This is a genomic window from Bradyrhizobium sp. Y36 (genome assembly GCF_002531575.1).
Lineage (GTDB): Bacteria > Pseudomonadota > Alphaproteobacteria > Rhizobiales > Xanthobacteraceae > Bradyrhizobium.
Window position 1 is genome coordinate 31,393 of record NZ_NWTI01000025.1, and the last position, 14,763, is coordinate 46,155.

General features: G+C 66.4%; 12 protein-coding genes. 6 read left to right on the plus strand and 6 right to left on the minus strand.

Annotated elements, in window-relative coordinates:
- Nucleotides 1–336: 336 nt before the first annotated feature.
- Complete coding sequence (ppc, locus tag CO669_RS30455) at nucleotides 337–3,147, plus strand: phosphoenolpyruvate carboxylase (protein WP_097665600.1); 2,811 nt, start codon at nucleotides 337–339, stop codon at nucleotides 3,145–3,147.
- Between the two features lie 61 nt (nucleotides 3,148–3,208).
- On the opposite strand, the gene CO669_RS30460 is transcribed toward ppc, so the two are convergent.
- The 4 genes from CO669_RS30460 to CO669_RS30475 form a co-directional block, all read right to left on the minus strand.
- The gene (locus tag CO669_RS30460; protein ID WP_097665611.1) at nucleotides 3,209–4,321 is read right to left on the minus strand and encodes an SMP-30/gluconolactonase/LRE family protein; all 1,113 of its coding nucleotides are present in this window, start codon (nucleotides 4,319–4,321) and stop codon (nucleotides 3,209–3,211) included.
- Between the two features lie 134 nt (nucleotides 4,322–4,455).
- Entirely contained in the window at nucleotides 4,456–5,370 is a 915-nt protein-coding gene (locus tag CO669_RS30465) for an SDR family oxidoreductase (RefSeq protein ID WP_063196124.1), read from the minus strand.
- A 142-nt stretch (nucleotides 5,371–5,512) separates the two neighbouring features.
- Entirely contained in the window at nucleotides 5,513–6,652 is a 1,140-nt protein-coding gene (locus tag CO669_RS30470) for a thiolase C-terminal domain-containing protein (protein ID WP_097665615.1), read from the minus strand.
- Nucleotides 6,653–6,655: 3 nt separating this feature from the next.
- On the minus strand, nucleotides 6,656–7,069 hold the full coding sequence (locus tag CO669_RS30475) for a Zn-ribbon domain-containing OB-fold protein (protein ID WP_097665619.1): 414 nt from the start codon (nucleotides 7,067–7,069) through the stop codon (nucleotides 6,656–6,658).
- Between the two features lie 192 nt (nucleotides 7,070–7,261).
- Here CO669_RS30475 and CO669_RS30480 point away from each other — a divergent pair, with 192 nt between their 5' ends.
- The 5 genes from CO669_RS30480 (at nucleotide 7,262) to CO669_RS30500 (ending at nucleotide 12,183) form a co-directional block, all read left to right on the plus strand.
- A complete protein-coding gene (locus CO669_RS30480; RefSeq protein ID WP_097665622.1) occupies nucleotides 7,262–8,611 on the plus strand; it encodes an amidase in 1,350 nt (449 codons plus the stop codon).
- Nucleotides 8,604–9,290, plus strand: a complete 687-nt coding sequence (locus CO669_RS30485) for a DUF2848 domain-containing protein (RefSeq protein ID WP_097665626.1) — start codon at nucleotides 8,604–8,606, stop codon at nucleotides 9,288–9,290. The genes CO669_RS30480 and CO669_RS30485 overlap by 8 nt, the downstream gene beginning before the upstream one ends.
- A 190-nt stretch (nucleotides 9,291–9,480) precedes the next feature.
- Nucleotides 9,481–10,224: a 2OG-Fe(II) oxygenase gene (locus tag CO669_RS30490; protein ID WP_097665627.1), complete on the plus strand. Its 744-nt coding sequence runs from the start codon at nucleotides 9,481–9,483 to the stop codon at nucleotides 10,222–10,224.
- Nucleotides 10,225–10,233: 9 nt separating this feature from the next.
- A complete protein-coding gene (gene alkB / locus CO669_RS30495; RefSeq protein ID WP_097665628.1) occupies nucleotides 10,234–10,887 on the plus strand; it encodes a DNA oxidative demethylase AlkB in 654 nt (217 codons plus the stop codon).
- A 54-nt stretch (nucleotides 10,888–10,941) separates the two neighbouring features.
- Complete coding sequence (locus tag CO669_RS30500; protein ID WP_097665629.1) at nucleotides 10,942–12,183, plus strand: MFS transporter; 1,242 nt, start codon at nucleotides 10,942–10,944, stop codon at nucleotides 12,181–12,183.
- Here the strand turns inward: CO669_RS30500 and CO669_RS30505 are convergent.
- Both CO669_RS30505 and CO669_RS30510 read right to left on the minus strand, forming a co-directional pair.
- Nucleotides 12,161–13,789 carry a thiamine pyrophosphate-dependent enzyme gene (locus tag CO669_RS30505; RefSeq protein WP_097665630.1) on the minus strand — a complete coding sequence of 543 codons (1,629 nt, stop codon included), beginning with the start codon at nucleotides 13,787–13,789 and terminating at the stop codon, nucleotides 12,161–12,163. The genes CO669_RS30500 and CO669_RS30505 overlap by 23 nt on opposite strands.
- A 25-nt stretch (nucleotides 13,790–13,814) precedes the next feature.
- On the minus strand, nucleotides 13,815–14,684 hold the full coding sequence (locus CO669_RS30510; RefSeq protein WP_097665631.1) for a fumarylacetoacetate hydrolase family protein: 870 nt from the start codon (nucleotides 14,682–14,684) through the stop codon (nucleotides 13,815–13,817).
- Between the last annotated feature and the right edge of the window lie 79 nt (nucleotides 14,685–14,763).

Sequence of the window (14,763 nt, forward strand, 5' to 3'; positions counted from 1 at the left end):
GACCTTCGGGTGCCAGCCGGCGCCCGGCCTTCCCTGCGCCCTTTGTTCTTGGTGAGGGCGAAAAGGCAGCAAAGCTCGGGCGAACCACGCCGCGAGATCGCGAAGACGTGTTTGTTGAAAAGGCTGCTTCTCCGCGTGCCCCGGACGCAGCGCAGCGCGCCGCGATTTCGCGGCATCCCGGCTCTGCGCAGCAACGCTAAGGGGCGTTGCAGCGCGTCCGGGACACAAGCGGCACCAGTGTGCACCGCTCCCAAGTTCATCTTGCGCTGCGGTAGAAAAATATCGCACACTCCCCGGACCGGGGAGCCGCAAGGAGCTCTTGAAGAGGAGCGAACCATGTCCCTCCAGACCGTATCGTCCGACAGCGCCGACCAACGCGCCAACCGTCCTGAGGATGCCCAGGCGCTGGAGGCCGATGCGCGGCTGCGCGACGACATCCGCCTGCTCGGGCGCATCCTCGGCGACACCGTGCGCGACCAGGAGGGCGCCGAACTGTTCGACCTGGTCGAGCGTATCCGGCAGACCTCGATCCGCTTCCACCGCGACGAGGACCGGCTCGCCCGCCGCGAGCTCGAGCAGATCCTCGACAGCATGTCGACCTCGGAGACGGTGCGGATCGTCCGTGCCTTCAGCTATTTCTCCCACCTCGCCAACATCGCCGAGGACCAGAACAACATCCGCCAGATGCGCGCCCGCAGCGCGGGCAAGGAGACCGGAGCGCGCGGCGGCTCCGGCGTGCTGGCGGAAACGCTCGCCCACGCCAAGGCGGCGGGCATCGGTCCCGATCAACTCCGCAGCTTTTTCAAGTCCGCGCTGGTCAGCCCGGTCCTGACCGCGCATCCGACCGAAGTCCGCCGCAAGAGCACCATGGACCGCGAGATGGAGGTCGCCAGCCTGCTCGACCGCCGCGAGCGCGTCGCGCTGACCGCGGAGGAAGCGGAGGCCAGCGACGAGCAGCTGCGTCGCGAGGTGCTGACGCTGTGGCAGACCAATCTGCTCCGCCGCACCAAGCTCACCGTGCTGGATGAGGTCGCCAACGGCCTGTCGTTCTACGACTACACCTTCCTGCGCGAGGTGCCGCGCCTCGTCAACGCGCTGGAAGACCGGCTGGAGGAGGGCGGCGAGGCGGCGGCCTCCGAGCTTGCCTCGTTCCTGCGCATGGGCAGCTGGATCGGCGGCGACCGTGACGGCAATCCCTTCGTCACCGCCGACGTGATGCGCGGCACGCTGCGGCTGCAGTCGAGCCGGGTGCTGCAGTTCTATCTGGAAGAGCTGCATGTGCTCGGCTCGGAATTGTCGATCGCGGCGCATCTGGCCGACGTCTCCGAGGAGCTGCGCACGCTGGCGGAGCGCTCGCCCGACACCTCGCCGCACCGGAGCGGCGAGCCCTATCGGCTGGCGGTCTCCGGCATCTATGCGCGCCTGACCGCGACGGCCGAGAAGCTCAAGGTCGAGATCACGCGCCGCCCGGTCGGCAAGGGCGCGCCATATGCGAGCGTGAAGGAGCTGCAGGCCGATCTCGACGTGCTGCACCGCTCGCTGATCTCCAACAACGCCCGCGTCATCGCCCGCGGCCGGCTGCGGCTCTTGCGGCGCGCGGTGGATTGCTTCGGCTTTCATCTCGCCCGGCTCGACATCCGCCAGAACTCGGCCGTGCACGAACGCACCATCGCCGAGCTGATGGATGCCGCCAACCCCGGTATGTCCTATCTCGCCCTCGGCGAGGACGCGCGCATCTCGCTGCTGACCAACGAATTGCGCTCGACGCGCGCGCTGGTCTCCCCATTCGTCAAGTACAGCGACGAGACCATGGGCGAGCTCAACGTATTCCATGCGGCCGCGGAGGCGCATGCGATGTTCGGCTCGGACGCCATTCCCCAATGCATCATCTCGATGTGCAAGGGCATGTCGGACATGCTCGAGGTCGCCGTGCTCCTGAAGGAGGTCGGCCTCGTCCATCCCTCGGGGCGCAGTGCCATCAACATCGTGCCGCTGTTCGAGACCATCGAGGATCTGCAGGCATCATCCGGCATCATGGACCGCATGCTCTCGCTGCACGATTACCGGCGTCTGGTCGACAGCCGCGGCAGCGTGCAGGAGGTCATGCTCGGCTATTCCGACAGCAACAAGGACGGCGGCTTCGTCACCTCGGGCTGGGAGCTCTACAAGGCCGAGATCAATCTCGTCGAAGTGTTCGAGCGCCATCACGTCCGCTTGCGCCTGTTCCACGGCCGCGGCGGCTCGGTCGGCCGCGGCGGCGGGCCGAGCTATGACGCCATCATCGCCCAGCCCGGCGGCGCGGTGAACGGCCAGATCCGCATCACCGAGCAGGGCGAGATCATCTCGTCGAAATATTCCAACGCCGAGGTCGGCCGCAACAATCTGGAGATTCTCGCCGCCGCGACGCTGGAGGCGAGCCTGCTGCATCCGCGCCAGAGCGCGCCGCGCCGCGAATATCTGACCGCGATGGACGAATTGTCGAACCTCGCGTTCAAGGCCTATCGCGGCCTCGTCTACGAGACCGAGGGGTTCGTCGATTATTTCTGGTCGTCGACCGTCATCAACGAGATCGCGACGCTGAACATCGGCAGCCGTCCGGCCTCGCGCAAGAAGACCCGCGCCATCGAGGATCTGCGCGCCATCCCCTGGGTGTTCTCCTGGGCGCAGTGCCGCCTGATGCTGCCGGGCTGGTACGGCTTCGGCAGCGCGGTCGAGCAGTGGATCGCCGCCCACCCCGACAAGGGCATGCCGTTCCTGAAGGAGCTCTACCGGGAATGGCCGTTCTTCCGCATGCTCTTGTCGAACATGGACATGGTGCTGGCGAAAAGCTCGATCGCGATCGCCTCGCGCTATGCCGAGCTGGTGCCGGACGAAGCCTTGCGCGAAAAGATCTTCGGTCGCATTCGCCGCGAATGGCACGCCTCGATCGAGACGCTGCTCGACATCATGGGCCAGGACCGGCTGTTGCAGGGCAATCCGCTGCTGGAGCGCTCCGTGCGTCACCGCTTCCCCTATCTCGATCCGCTCAACCACGTGCAGGTCGAGCTGCTGAAAGAGCATCGCGCGCAGAACCCGGACGAGCAGGTGCTGCGCGGGATTCAGCTGACGATCAACGGCATCTCGGCGGGGTTGCGGAATACCGGGTAGGGCGAATGGCGAGTAGCGAATGGAGCCCTGTTCCCCATTCGCCACTCACGACACGCTTCGTTCAACAGAAATGCGCGCCTTGCGTCTCCACATAGACCGCATACAGCGACTGGCTCGCGGTCATGAACAGGCGGTTGCGCTTCTTGCCGCCGAAACAGACATTGGCGCAGGTCTCCGGCAACAGGATCTGGCCGATCCGCGCGCCGTCGGTTGGTGCGAACACCTGCACGCCGTCGTAGCCGGGGCCGACCCAGCCGGCACCGACCCAGATGTTGCCCTCGGTGTCGACCCGCAGGCCGTCGGGGAAGCCCGACTTGCCGTCGAGCGTCATGTCGATCAGCTTCTTCGGATTGGACAGCTTGGCACCGTCGATGTCGTAGGCCCAAACCACGTTCTTGGCTTCGGGATAATGCGTGATGCCGGTGTCGCAGACATAGAGCTTCTTGTAGTCGTGGGAGAAGGCGATGCCGTTCGGCTTGAACGGCTCGTCGGCGACCTTGGCGAGCTGTCCCGACTGGGTGTCGAGACGATAGACGGCTTCCTTCTGGTGCGGCTGCAGCGAGCCGGTATTGGCGAGCTTGCCCTCGTAGATGCTGATCGCGCCATAGCCGGGATCGGTGAACCAGATCGACTTGTCGTTGGGATGCACGACCATGTCGTTCGGCCCGTTCAGCGGCTTGCCGCCGGCCTGCTCGGCCAGCGTCGTCAGCGAGCCGTCATGCTCGTAGCGGACGAGGCGGGTGCGCTCGGCGCTGAGCTGGCGGCCCTCGGTGTCGAAGGAGTTGCCGTTGGCCTCGTTCGACGGCTTGTGGAACTGCTCGGAGATGTGGCCGTCGTCGTCGAGATAGCGCAGCTGCCGGTTGGCGGGAATGTCGCTCCAGACGAGATATTGGCCTTGCGCATTCCACGCCGGCCCCTCCGCCCACAGGCAGCCGGTGTAGAGCCGCTTGATCGCGGTGTTGCCGACCTTGGCCTTGAAGCGCTTGGGATCGATGGCGATGATATCGGGGTCGGGATAGCGCTGCGGCTCGGCATTGGCGCCGAAGTCGCGGGCCTGCGCATTGGAGGCGAGCAGGGTCGATGCGGCGAGCGTCGCCGCACCCTGGAGCAAGGTGCGGCGGGCGAGGCCGCCGCGTGCCGTGGTGTCGTCGGAGTTGGTCAGTATTCTTGTCATGGTTTCCTCCCAAAGTGTGCTGGGAGGCGCACCATTCGCCTGCATTCAGGCTTAAAGCGGAGCAATCTCCGGCTGAGACAACCGGAGATCGCAGGGCAGGGATGCCGGAAATGCGGCTAGACGGGATCCCAAGCCTAGACGGGATCCCAGGTGAAGATGTCGGCGGAGCGGTCGAGCTTGTAGAACGAGCCCTTCAGCGCCGGCATGCCGTGTTCCGCGATCGACTGCGGCGTCCAGCCCTCGCTCCGCTGCACCGAACGGATCGGTCGGTTCTGGCTGAACAGGAAGATCTCGTTCATGCGCACGCCAAAAATCTGTCCGGTGACGTCCTTGGCGGAATCGGAGATCAGGTAGCCGCAGAGCGGGGCGATCTTTTCCGGGCCCATCTGCTTGATCTTCTCGACCCGCGCCTTTTCCGCTTCGGTCTCGGTGGGGATGGTGCCGATCATGCGGGTCCAGGCGAACGGCGAGACGCAGTTGGAGCGGACGTTGAAGCGTCCCATGTCGAGCGCGATCGACTTGGAGAGACCGACGATGCCGAGCTTGGCGGCGGCGTAGTTGGCTTGTCCAAAGTTGCCGATCAGGCCGGAGGTCGAGGTGAAGTGCACGAACGAGCCGCTCTCCTGCTCGCGGAAGATGCGCGCCGCGGCGTGGCTGACATAGAACGAACCCATCAGGTGGACCTTGATGACGGCCTCGAACGCTTCCACGCTCATCTTGTGGAAGATCATGTCGCGCAGGATGCCGGCATTGTTGACGACGCCGTCGAGCCGGCCGAAATGATCGGTCGCCGTTTTCACGATCTTGCTCGCCGGAATGGCTTCCGCGACGCTTTCGAAATTGGCGACCGCGGTGCCACCGCGCTTCTTGATCTCCTCGACCACCTCTTCGGCCGGCGCCGCGTTCGAGCCTGCGCCGTCGGCGGCACCGCCGGGATCGTTGACGACGACCTTGGCGCCTTCCGCCGCACAGAGCAGCGCGATCTCGCGCCCGATGCCGCGGCCTGCGCCGGTGACAATGATGACCTTGTCTTGCAGTGATTTGCTCATGTGGGTTTCTCCGCTAGCCTTTCCAAATTCCGCCGTCATTCCGGGGCGCGCCACTTGGCGCGAGCCCGGAATCCATTTCTCCGCTCGCCCGCTGCACGATGGATTCCGGGTTCGCGCTGCGCGCGCCCCGGAATGACAGCAACTACCTCTCGTTCGTGAACACGATCGTGCCCGACGCGGCGAACATGCCGCCGACGCCGTGGCACACCGAAATTGTCGCGTTCGGCACCTGCGCCGGCGCAATGCCGCGCATCTGGCGCACGCTCTCCTGGAGCGCGTACATGCCGTACATGCCCGAATGCATGTAGGAAAGTCCGCCGCCATTGGTGTTGAGCGGCAGCTTGCCGCCGGGCCGCGTGTTGCCGTCGGCGATGAACCTGCCGGTCTCCTCGTGCGGCATGAAGCCGAGATCGCCGAGGCCGAACAGCGGCAGATGGGCGAACGCATCGTAGATCATGAGATGATCGACGTCCCCGTGGCCGATGCCGGCTTCCTTGAAGGCCAGCGGCCCCGCCGTCTTGAACGCGCGCGAGGAGTTGAACGTCTCCATCTGGCTGACCATTGGCGTTTCCACGCTCTCGCCGGTGCCCATGATGTAGACGGGCTTGCGCGGAAAATCCTTGGCGCGGTCGGCCGAGGTCAGGATCAGCGCGCCGCCGCCGTCGGTGACGAGGCAGCATTGCAGCAGGCGGAACGGATAGGCGATCATGCGCGAGTTGAGCACGTCGGCGACCGTGATCGGGTCCTTCATCATCGCCCGCGGATTCTTCGCCGCCCATTCCCGCTGCACCACGGCCACCGAGGCCAGCTGCTCGTGCGTGATGCCGTAGGTCTTCATGAAGCGCAGCACGGGAATCGGGAACATGCTGGGCGGGCCGTAGACGCCGTAGGGTGCCTCGAACTGGCCTTGCAGGCTGTCGGCCGGGATTGAGCGCGGCGCCTTGCCGATCATCGACTTGCCGCTTTCGGCATGGGTGATCAGCACTGTCTTGCAGAGGCCAGCTTCGATCGCCGCGGCGGCGTGGCGGACGTGCAGCATGAACGAGCAGCCGCCGACCGAGGTGCCGTCCACCCAGGTCGGCTTGATGCCGAGATAGTGGCAGACCTGCTGCGGCGTCTCGACCGCGGTGGCGAAGCCGTCGATGTCGGAGAGCTTCAGCCCGGCGTCGGCAATGGCATTGAGCGCTGCATCGGCGTGCAGCTGGAGCTGCGAGGCGTTGGGGATGACACCGAGCTCGGTGGTCTCGGCCGCGCCGACGACGGCAACCTGATTCCTGCGCATGGCTTACCCCTTCGCCGGACGGAACACGGGAAGGGTGATCTTGTCGTCGAGCGCCTCGAAGGCGACCTCGAGCTTCATGTCGAGCTCGAGTGCCTCCGGCGTCTGCGGGCAGTCGATGATGTTGCTCATCATCCGCGGGCCCTCGTCGAGCTCGACCACCGCGATCGCGTAAGGCGGGGTGAAGCCGGGCGCGGCGGGGCGGTGATTGATCACGTAGCTGTAAAGAAATCCCTTGCCGCTCGCCTTGAAGACCGAGACCTTGCGCGAGGCGCAGGACGGGCAGAACGGGCGCGGCGGGAAGTAGACATGCGCGCAGGCGTCGCAGCGCTGCAGGCGCAGCTCGCCGGCCTTCGCGCCATCCCAGAAATGCTGCGTCTCCGGCGTCGGTTTCGGTCGCGCGCGCTGTGGCTCGGCCATGTCGGAAAGCCCTCCCAAGGCAAGTCTTGATGAGGCAGGGCTTCACACCCGCCTGTTTCGATCTTGATGCGACAATCGACCATGGTGCGTCAACGGTCCAGCAATACGCATGCATGCCATCATGCGCACAATGCTTGTGTCGAACTGAGCCAGCGCTATAGATTGCGCGCGACAATATTCCGTGAGACAGACATGCCCGATTTCCCGACACTGGCGAAGCTCGCCGAAGACCTCGAAAGCGGCCGCACGACCTCCCGACAGCTGGTCGAGGCCTGCATTGCCAGAATTGCCGATCCCGCCGGCGAGGGGCAGCGGGTTTTCATCCATGTCGACAAGGACGCCGCGCTTGCGGCGGCCGACGCAATGGACGGCTTGCGCAAGGTCAAGGCGGCGCCGTCGCGCTATGCCGGCATCCCGATCTCGATCAAGGATCTGTTCGACATCAGGGGCCAGGTGACGCGCGCCGGCTCCCGCGCGCTCGACGATTCCTCGCCAGCCGAGCAGGACGCCGTCACGGTGGCGCGGCTGCGCAAGGCCGGCTTCGTCGTGATCGGGCGGACCAACATGACCGAGTTCGCCTATTCCGGCATCGGCATCAACCCGCACTACGGCACCCCGAAGGGCGCCTGGAACCGGGCAGAAGGCCACGTGCCAGGCGGCTCGTCCTCGGGCGCGGCGGTGTCCGTGCTCGACGGCATGGCGCATGGCGCGCTCGGCACCGACACCGGCGGCTCCTGCCGCATTCCCGCGGCCTATAACGGCATCGTCGGCTACAAGCCGACGCAGCGACGCGTGCCGCTCGATGGCTCCGTGCCGCTGTCGTTCTCGCTCGACAGCATCGGGCCGCTGGCGCGATCGGTCAGCTGCTGTGCCATTCTCGATGCCGTGCTGGCGAACGAGCCGGTCACGGCGCTGAAGCCGCGTCCGGTGAAGGGCATGCGGCTCGCCGTGCCGACCACGATCGCGCTCGACGACCTCGATGCAGAGGTCTCCGAGACGTTCGAGCGCGCGTTGAAGTCGCTCGCCGATCACGGCGCAATCATCGAGCGGATCGAGATGGCCGAATTCCACGATATCGGTCCGATGAACGCCAAGGGCGGCTTTGCCGCATCCGAGAGCTATGCCTGGCACCGTTATCTCATCACCGCGAAGGGCGACGTCTACGATCCCCGCGTTTCCGTGCGCATCATGCGCGGCGAGGCGCAGAGCGCGGCCGACTACATCGATCTCCTCAATGAGCGCCGCTCGCTGATCGCGCGCGTGAATGCGCGCATCGCGCCCTATGACGCGCTGGTGCTGCCGACAACCGCCAACACGCCGCCGAAGATCGCCGATCTCGCCGACGACAAGGCCTTCACCACGCAGAACCTGCGCGCGCTGCGCAACTGCACCCTGATCAACATGATCGACGGCTGCGCCATCTCGATCCCCGCGCATCGCCAGGGCGACGTTCCCGTCGGCCTGATGCTGGCGGGCGCGGGCGGCTCGGACCGCCGCATCTTCGAACTTGCTGCCGGCATGGAGACTGTCATTCGTGTTTGACCTCACTTTCACCGTCGACGCCCAAGGTACCACCACGCCGCTGACGCTGGCGATCGACCAGATGGTCATCGCCGGTTGGACCGGCCGCGATCCCGTCGCGCGCGACAAGCACATCAAGGAGCTGCAGGAGATGGGCATTGCCCCGCCGGCCTCGACGCCGATCTACTATCGCGGCGCGGCACGGCGACTGACCCAGGAGGACAGCATCGAATGCACCGGCGGCGACTCGTCGGGTGAAGTCGAGTTCGTGCTGATCGGCTGGCAGGGCCGCATCTTCGTCGGCTGCGGTTCCGACCACACCGATCGCAAGGTCGAGGCCTACAACGTCACGGTGTCCAAGCAGATGTGCGACAAGCCGATCGCATCCACGCTGTGGGAGCTCGAGGACGTCATCGGCCACTGGGACAAGATGATCCTGCGCTCCTACGCCACCATCAAGGGCGAGCGCGTGCTCTACCAGGAGGGCACGCTCGACGCGATGCTGCCGGTCGCCGACCTCATCGCGCGCGGCTTTGACGGCGGGAAGCTGCCCGACGGCTGCGCCATGTTCGGCGGCACGTTTGCAGCCAAGGGCGGCATCCGCCCGGCGGAGCGCTTCGACTTCGAGCTGGAAGACCCCGTGCTGAAGCGGACGATCAAGCACGGCTACGACGTGGTGACGCTGCCGGTGAGGGGCTAGCTCCCTCCACGGTCCCGTAGGGTGGGCAAAGCGAAGCATGCCCACGTCTTACGAAGTCGTGGGCACGTCGCTTCGCGCCTTTGCCCACCCTAAGAGACCACTCCTCCGTCGTTGCGAGTGCGCAATGACGGGGAAATCGTCGTCGGAAATCGGGTGGCCGGGTGAACGCACCGCTGCGAAGGTGATTGCTATGACAATGACCGCACGAAAATCAGCCCCATTCGCCGCCGACCTCGCTGCCCGCGTCGACGCCCTCGACTGGCCGCAGATCACTGCCGAGCTCGACTCCCAGGGCTGCGCCATCCTCAAGCGCCTGCTGACGCCGGACCAGTGCCGCGCCATCGCCGCGCTCTATCCGGACGATGCAGGCTTCCGCAGCCGCATCGTCATGGGCCGCCACGGCTTCGGCCGCGGCGAGTACAAATATTTCGCCTATCCGCTGCCTGACCTGATCGCGCAGCTACGCCCCGCGCTCTACGCGCACCTGCAAGCCGTCGCCAACCGCTGGAACGAGGCGATGGGGATCGACATCCGCTATCCCACGGCGCACGCGGCGTTCCTGAAGCGCTGCCACGAGGCAGGGCAGGCGCGGCCAACCCCGCTGCTGTTGCAGTACGAGGCCGGCGACTACAACTGCCTGCATCAGGATCTCTATGGCGAGCACGTGTTCCCGCTCCAGGTCGCGATCCTGCTCTCCGAGCCGGGACGCGATTTCACCGGCGGCGAGTTCGTGCTGACCGAGCAGCGCCCGCGCATGCAGTCGCGCGCCGAGGTGGTTCCGCTGGCGCAGGGCGATGCGGTCGCCTTCGCCGTGCATCATCGCCCGGTGCAGGGGACACGCGGCACCTATCGGGTTAATCTCCGCCACGGCGTCAGCCGGATTCGCTCTGGCCAGCGCCATACGGTGGGTGTGATCTTTCACGATGCCAAATGAGCGTTCCGATTGACGGCTGATCTGTTCGACAGCGTCGCCGAGGCACAGCCGTCGCGCGAGGAGATCGCGGACGGCGCGGTGCTGCTGCGCGGCTTCGTCAGGCCGATCGAGAGCGAGCTGATCGACGCGGTCCGCGCCATTGTGGCGCAATCGCCGTTTCGCCGCATGACCACGCCCGGCGGCCACCTGATGTCGGTGGCGATGACCAATTGCGGCGAGCGCGGCTGGATCACCGATCACACCGGCTACCGCTACGATCCCATCGATCCCCGCACCGGCGCGCCGTGGCCGGCGATGCCGCCGGTGCTGCGCGATCTGGCCTTGCGCGCCGCTGAGCAGGGCGGCTTCCACGGCTTTTCGCCCGATGCCTGCCTCGTCAACCGCTACGAGCCCGGCACGCGGCTGTCGCTGCACCAGGACAAGGACGAGCTGGACTATTCGGCGCCAATCGTCTCGGTCTCGCTCGGCCTGCCCGCAACCTTCCTGTTTGGCGGCCTGGCGCGCAGCGACAAGCCGCGCCGCTTCCGTCTGGTGCACGGCGACGTCGTCGTCTGGGGCGGCCCGTCGCGGCTGGCCTATCACGGCGTCGCGCCGCTCGCCGAGGGCGAGCATGCGCTGCTCGGGGCGAAGCGGATCAATTTGACCTTCCGCAGAACGCGCTAACGCGTTTCCTCGCCGGCCTCGCTCGTCTAAGCTCTGCAACGGGGAGGCGGCGACATGACGATCACAGGGCACACGGCCAATGCCGGGACGGCCAATCGCACCGGCCTTTATCTGGCCGCGCTGCAACTGGTATTCACGCTGGGCTGGACCACCTACGTCATCTACCTGCCGAAGCTCGCCGCCGAGGTCGGCATTGCGCCGTCAGCCGTCATCCTCATCCTGATGCTGGATCAGGCTATCTTCACCATCGCCGACACCGCAATGGGCATCGCGGCCGACAGGATCGCGCCCCATGTCGGCAGGCTCAGCCTGTTCGTCGGGCTCGTCGCTGCGATCTCGTGCGCTGCGTTCGTCGCGCTGCCGTTCGTCGCCGGGGCCGGCGTGGCGGGCCAGGGCTGGTTCATCGCGCTGATCGTGGTCTGGTCGATCACGTCCTCGGCGCTACGCGCGCCGCCGCTGACCTTGCTCGGCAAATACCGCGCCAAGCCACAGGTGCCGTTCCTCGCGGCACTGGCGCTGCTCGGCTACGGCATTGCCGGCGCGGTCTCGCCCTATCTCGGCGTGGTGCTGCGCGAGCACGATGCACGGCTTCCTTTCGTGATCTCCAGCGCGGTGCTGCTGCTCACGGCGCTCGGGCTGTCGCGGATCGAGCATGACGTGGCGCGCGACACCGTGCCGCCGAGGCCAGACGAAGCCGCAAAGCCGCTCGGTCTCGTTCCGATCGCCTTCATCGTCGCGATGGTCGCGCTGGCGCTCGGCTACCAGTTGCACTTTGCCATGAACAGCGCGCCGTCTTACTTGCGGTTCGCCGCATCCGGTGAGCTGCAATGGCTGATGCCGGTGTTCTGGATCGGTTTCAACATCGCGATGTTTCCGGCGAGCCTCGTCGTCAAGCACCGTGGCGGCCTGATCGTGATGGGCGCTGCCGGATTGCTCGGTGCGGTCGCGATCGCGGCAGCCGAGCTTGCCGGCAGCCTCAACACGCTGATCGCGGCGCAGTTCCTCGCCGGCGCCGCCTGGGGCTGCATGCTCATGAGTGCGATCTCGGCGGCGCTTGCGATCGGCTCGACCGGTGCGGAGGGCAAGGTCACGGGCCTTGTGTTCTCCGCACTCGCGCTCGGCACCTTCGCGCGGATGGCGGCCGTCGCCGGCGGCCTGCAGAAAATGCCGGACTATGCACCGCTACTGCACTGGGCGCCGGTCGCCTGCTGGTCGGTCGCAGGCGCGGGCCTGCTCGTGATCGCGGCGGCCCGGCTACAGGGCGGTGCTCACGTCAAGGCTTCGGCGGATGGATGAACGCCCAGGGGCTCACTTCGGAGTCTCGCGTCACCTCGACCGAGATCAGATACGGCCCGCCGTGGCCAAGCGCTTTTTCCATCGCCGCCTTGAACTGGTTCGGCGCGGTGACGCGCGCGGCCGCGACGCCAAAGGACTCCGCCAGCTTGACGAAATCCGGGTTGACGAGATCGGAGGCCACCACGCGGCCGTCGAAGCGCTCGCGCTGGTCGCGGCGGACATTGCCATAGGCGTTGTTGTTGAACACCAGCGTCACCACGCCGATGTTGAACTGCACGGCGGTGGCAAGCTCCTGCACGCCGAACATGAAGCCGCCGTCGCCGGTGATCGCCACCACGGGCTTGTCGGGATTGGCGACCTTGGCCCCCAGCGCGGTCGGGAAGCCCGAGCCGAGCGTGCCCTGATAGCCCGAGGTGATGAAGGTGCGCGGCTCGTAGACCGGAAAGCCGTACCAGGAGGCGAAGCCGAACTGCGACAATTCATCGGTGACGATCGCGTTGTGCGGCAGTACCTCGCGCAGGATGTTGAGATAGGCCATCTGCGGCTGGATGCGCTGGATCTCGGCTTGCGCGGCCGCGGCGGCCTCGCGGATCTCGCCGCGCCGCGTGCTGCTCCTGGCATAGCCGGCCCTCTTCACGGCTGCGGCGAGGTCGGCGGTGCCGTCCCGGGCGTCGGCGACGATGGCGACATCGGCGGCGAGCCGGCGCATCTCGGCCGGATCGATGTCGATGCGGATGGATTTGAGGCCGCTCGGCTGATAGGGCCAGCGGAAGCCGGATGCCGGCAGCTCGGCGCGCGTGCCGATCGCGATCATCAGATCGGTCGTCGGCCACAGCTTGTAGGCGGCGGCCATGGTGAGGCCGAGCTCGTGCGCGTTGGAGACGATGCCGCGGCCGCTGCGGAAGGCGACGACGGGCGCATCGATCATCTCGGCGAGCTCGAGGATTTCGTCGCGCGCCTCGATCGCACCGCTGCCGACGAAGATCATCGGCGCCTTGCTTGACTTGATCAGCGCCGCCGCCTGCTTGACGAGATCGGGGTCGGGTTGCGGGGCGGGCAGCGGCGTCAGCACCGGAGCTGCCGCCGTTGCGGCGCGCTGGGTGAAGACGTCCCAGGGCATTTCGACCGAGGCCGGGCCGCGCCGCCCCGACATCATCTCCTGGAAGGCGCGCGCGACGACGGTCGGCGCATTGCCTGGATATTCGATCCGGTCGGCCCATTTCACATAGGTACGCAAGGTCGCAAGCTGGTCCGGCATCTCGTGCAGATGGCCGCGGCCCTTGCCGAGAAACTGCGTCGGCACCTGGCCGGTGACGCACAGCACCGGCTCGTTGCAGCCGAAGGCGGTCAGCAGCGCCGCGCTGGCATTGAGCACGCCGGGGCCGGGCACCACGCTGAACACGCCGGGCTTGCCGCTGGAGCGGGCATAGCCGAACGCCATGTAGCCGCAGGCCTGCTCGTGCCGCGCGCCGATCACCTTGAGCTGGGCCTGGTGGAAGGCGTCGAAGAGGCCGTAGACCTGCGCGCCCGGCAGGCCGAACACGGTGTCGACGCCATGGGCGACAAGGCCGCTTACGATCGCTTCGCCGCCGGTGAGGGTGGTCATTGCATCATTCCACTTCGATTGTTGGTCAGGCTTCGTCGACGACACCGTTGCGCAGCAAGCCGATGCCCTCGGCAGCGACCTCGACGACGTCCCCGGGCTTCAGGTAACGCGGCGGATCGAACCGCGCGCCGGCGCCGGTCGGCGTGCCCGTGATGATGATATCGCCGGGGACGAGGGTTGCGAAGGTCGAGATATAGTTCAAGAGATAGCGGAACGAGAACATCAGCCGGCTGGTGCGATCGTCCTGCCTGAGCTCACCATTCACGTGCGTGGTCAGCCTGACGTCGGCGATCTGCGATTCCCGCATATAGGGCACCAGCCAGGGCCCGAGGCTGCCGCTGGAATCGAAGTTCTTGCCCTGGGTGACGTTGAACTTGGCGTGGCGCAGCCAGTCGCGCACCGAGCCTTCGTTGCACAGCGTCAGCGCGGCAATGTGGTCGAGCGCGCTGCTTTCGGGAATGTGCCGGCCGGCCTTGCCGATCACCAGCACGATCTCGCCCTCATAATCGAGTTGAGCGGAGGCACGCGGGCGCACCAGCGGCGTGTCGTGGCCGACGAAAGAGCGCGGCGAGCGCATGAACATGCTCGGATATTTCGGCGCGTCCTGGCCGTCCTTGTACTCCGCATTGCGGTCGGGATAGTTCACGCCGATGCAGATGATCTTCTCCGGCGCGGGCACCGGCGGCAGCCAGGTGATGTCGGCGAGCGCGTGATCCGGCGTGCGGCTGGCGGCTTCCTCGGCAAGGCTGATGAGCTTGCCGGCCGCGATCACCTCGCGCAGCGTCGGATAGTGTTTCGCATAGCGCGTGGAGAGGTCGACGATGCCGCCCTCAAGGACGGCGCCGTAGTGGACATCACCCTTGACCGCGTACGTGGCGAGGCGAGGAAGTTTCATAGGCAGTCTATCTCTCTTGTCGTCCCTGCGAACGCAGGGACCCATACCGCGTGATCCATCGATAGCGCACGGTGACGAT

Bases quoted from the DNA above. Each gene is read 5' to 3' on its own strand.
- ppc (WP_097665600.1), top strand. From the start codon at position 337: ATGTCCCTCCAGACCGTATCGTCCGACAGCGCCGACCAACGCGCCAAC.
- CO669_RS30460 (WP_097665611.1), bottom strand. From the start codon at position 4,321: ATGACAAGAATACTGACCAACTCCGACGACACCACGGCACGCGGCGGC.
- CO669_RS30465 (WP_063196124.1), bottom strand. From the start codon at position 5,370: ATGAGCAAATCACTGCAAGACAAGGTCATCATTGTCACCGGCGCAGGC.
- CO669_RS30470 (WP_097665615.1), bottom strand. From the start codon at position 6,652: ATGCGCAGGAATCAGGTTGCCGTCGTCGGCGCGGCCGAGACCACCGAG.
- CO669_RS30475 (WP_097665619.1), bottom strand. From the start codon at position 7,069: ATGGCCGAGCCACAGCGCGCGCGACCGAAACCGACGCCGGAGACGCAG.
- CO669_RS30480 (WP_097665622.1), top strand. From the start codon at position 7,262: ATGCCCGATTTCCCGACACTGGCGAAGCTCGCCGAAGACCTCGAAAGC.
- CO669_RS30490 (WP_097665627.1), top strand. From the start codon at position 9,481: ATGACAATGACCGCACGAAAATCAGCCCCATTCGCCGCCGACCTCGCT.
- CO669_RS30500 (WP_097665629.1), top strand. From the start codon at position 10,942: ATGACGATCACAGGGCACACGGCCAATGCCGGGACGGCCAATCGCACC.
- CO669_RS30505 (WP_097665630.1), bottom strand. From the start codon at position 13,789: ATGACCACCCTCACCGGCGGCGAAGCGATCGTAAGCGGCCTTGTCGCC.
- CO669_RS30510 (WP_097665631.1), bottom strand. From the start codon at position 14,684: ATGAAACTTCCTCGCCTCGCCACGTACGCGGTCAAGGGTGATGTCCAC.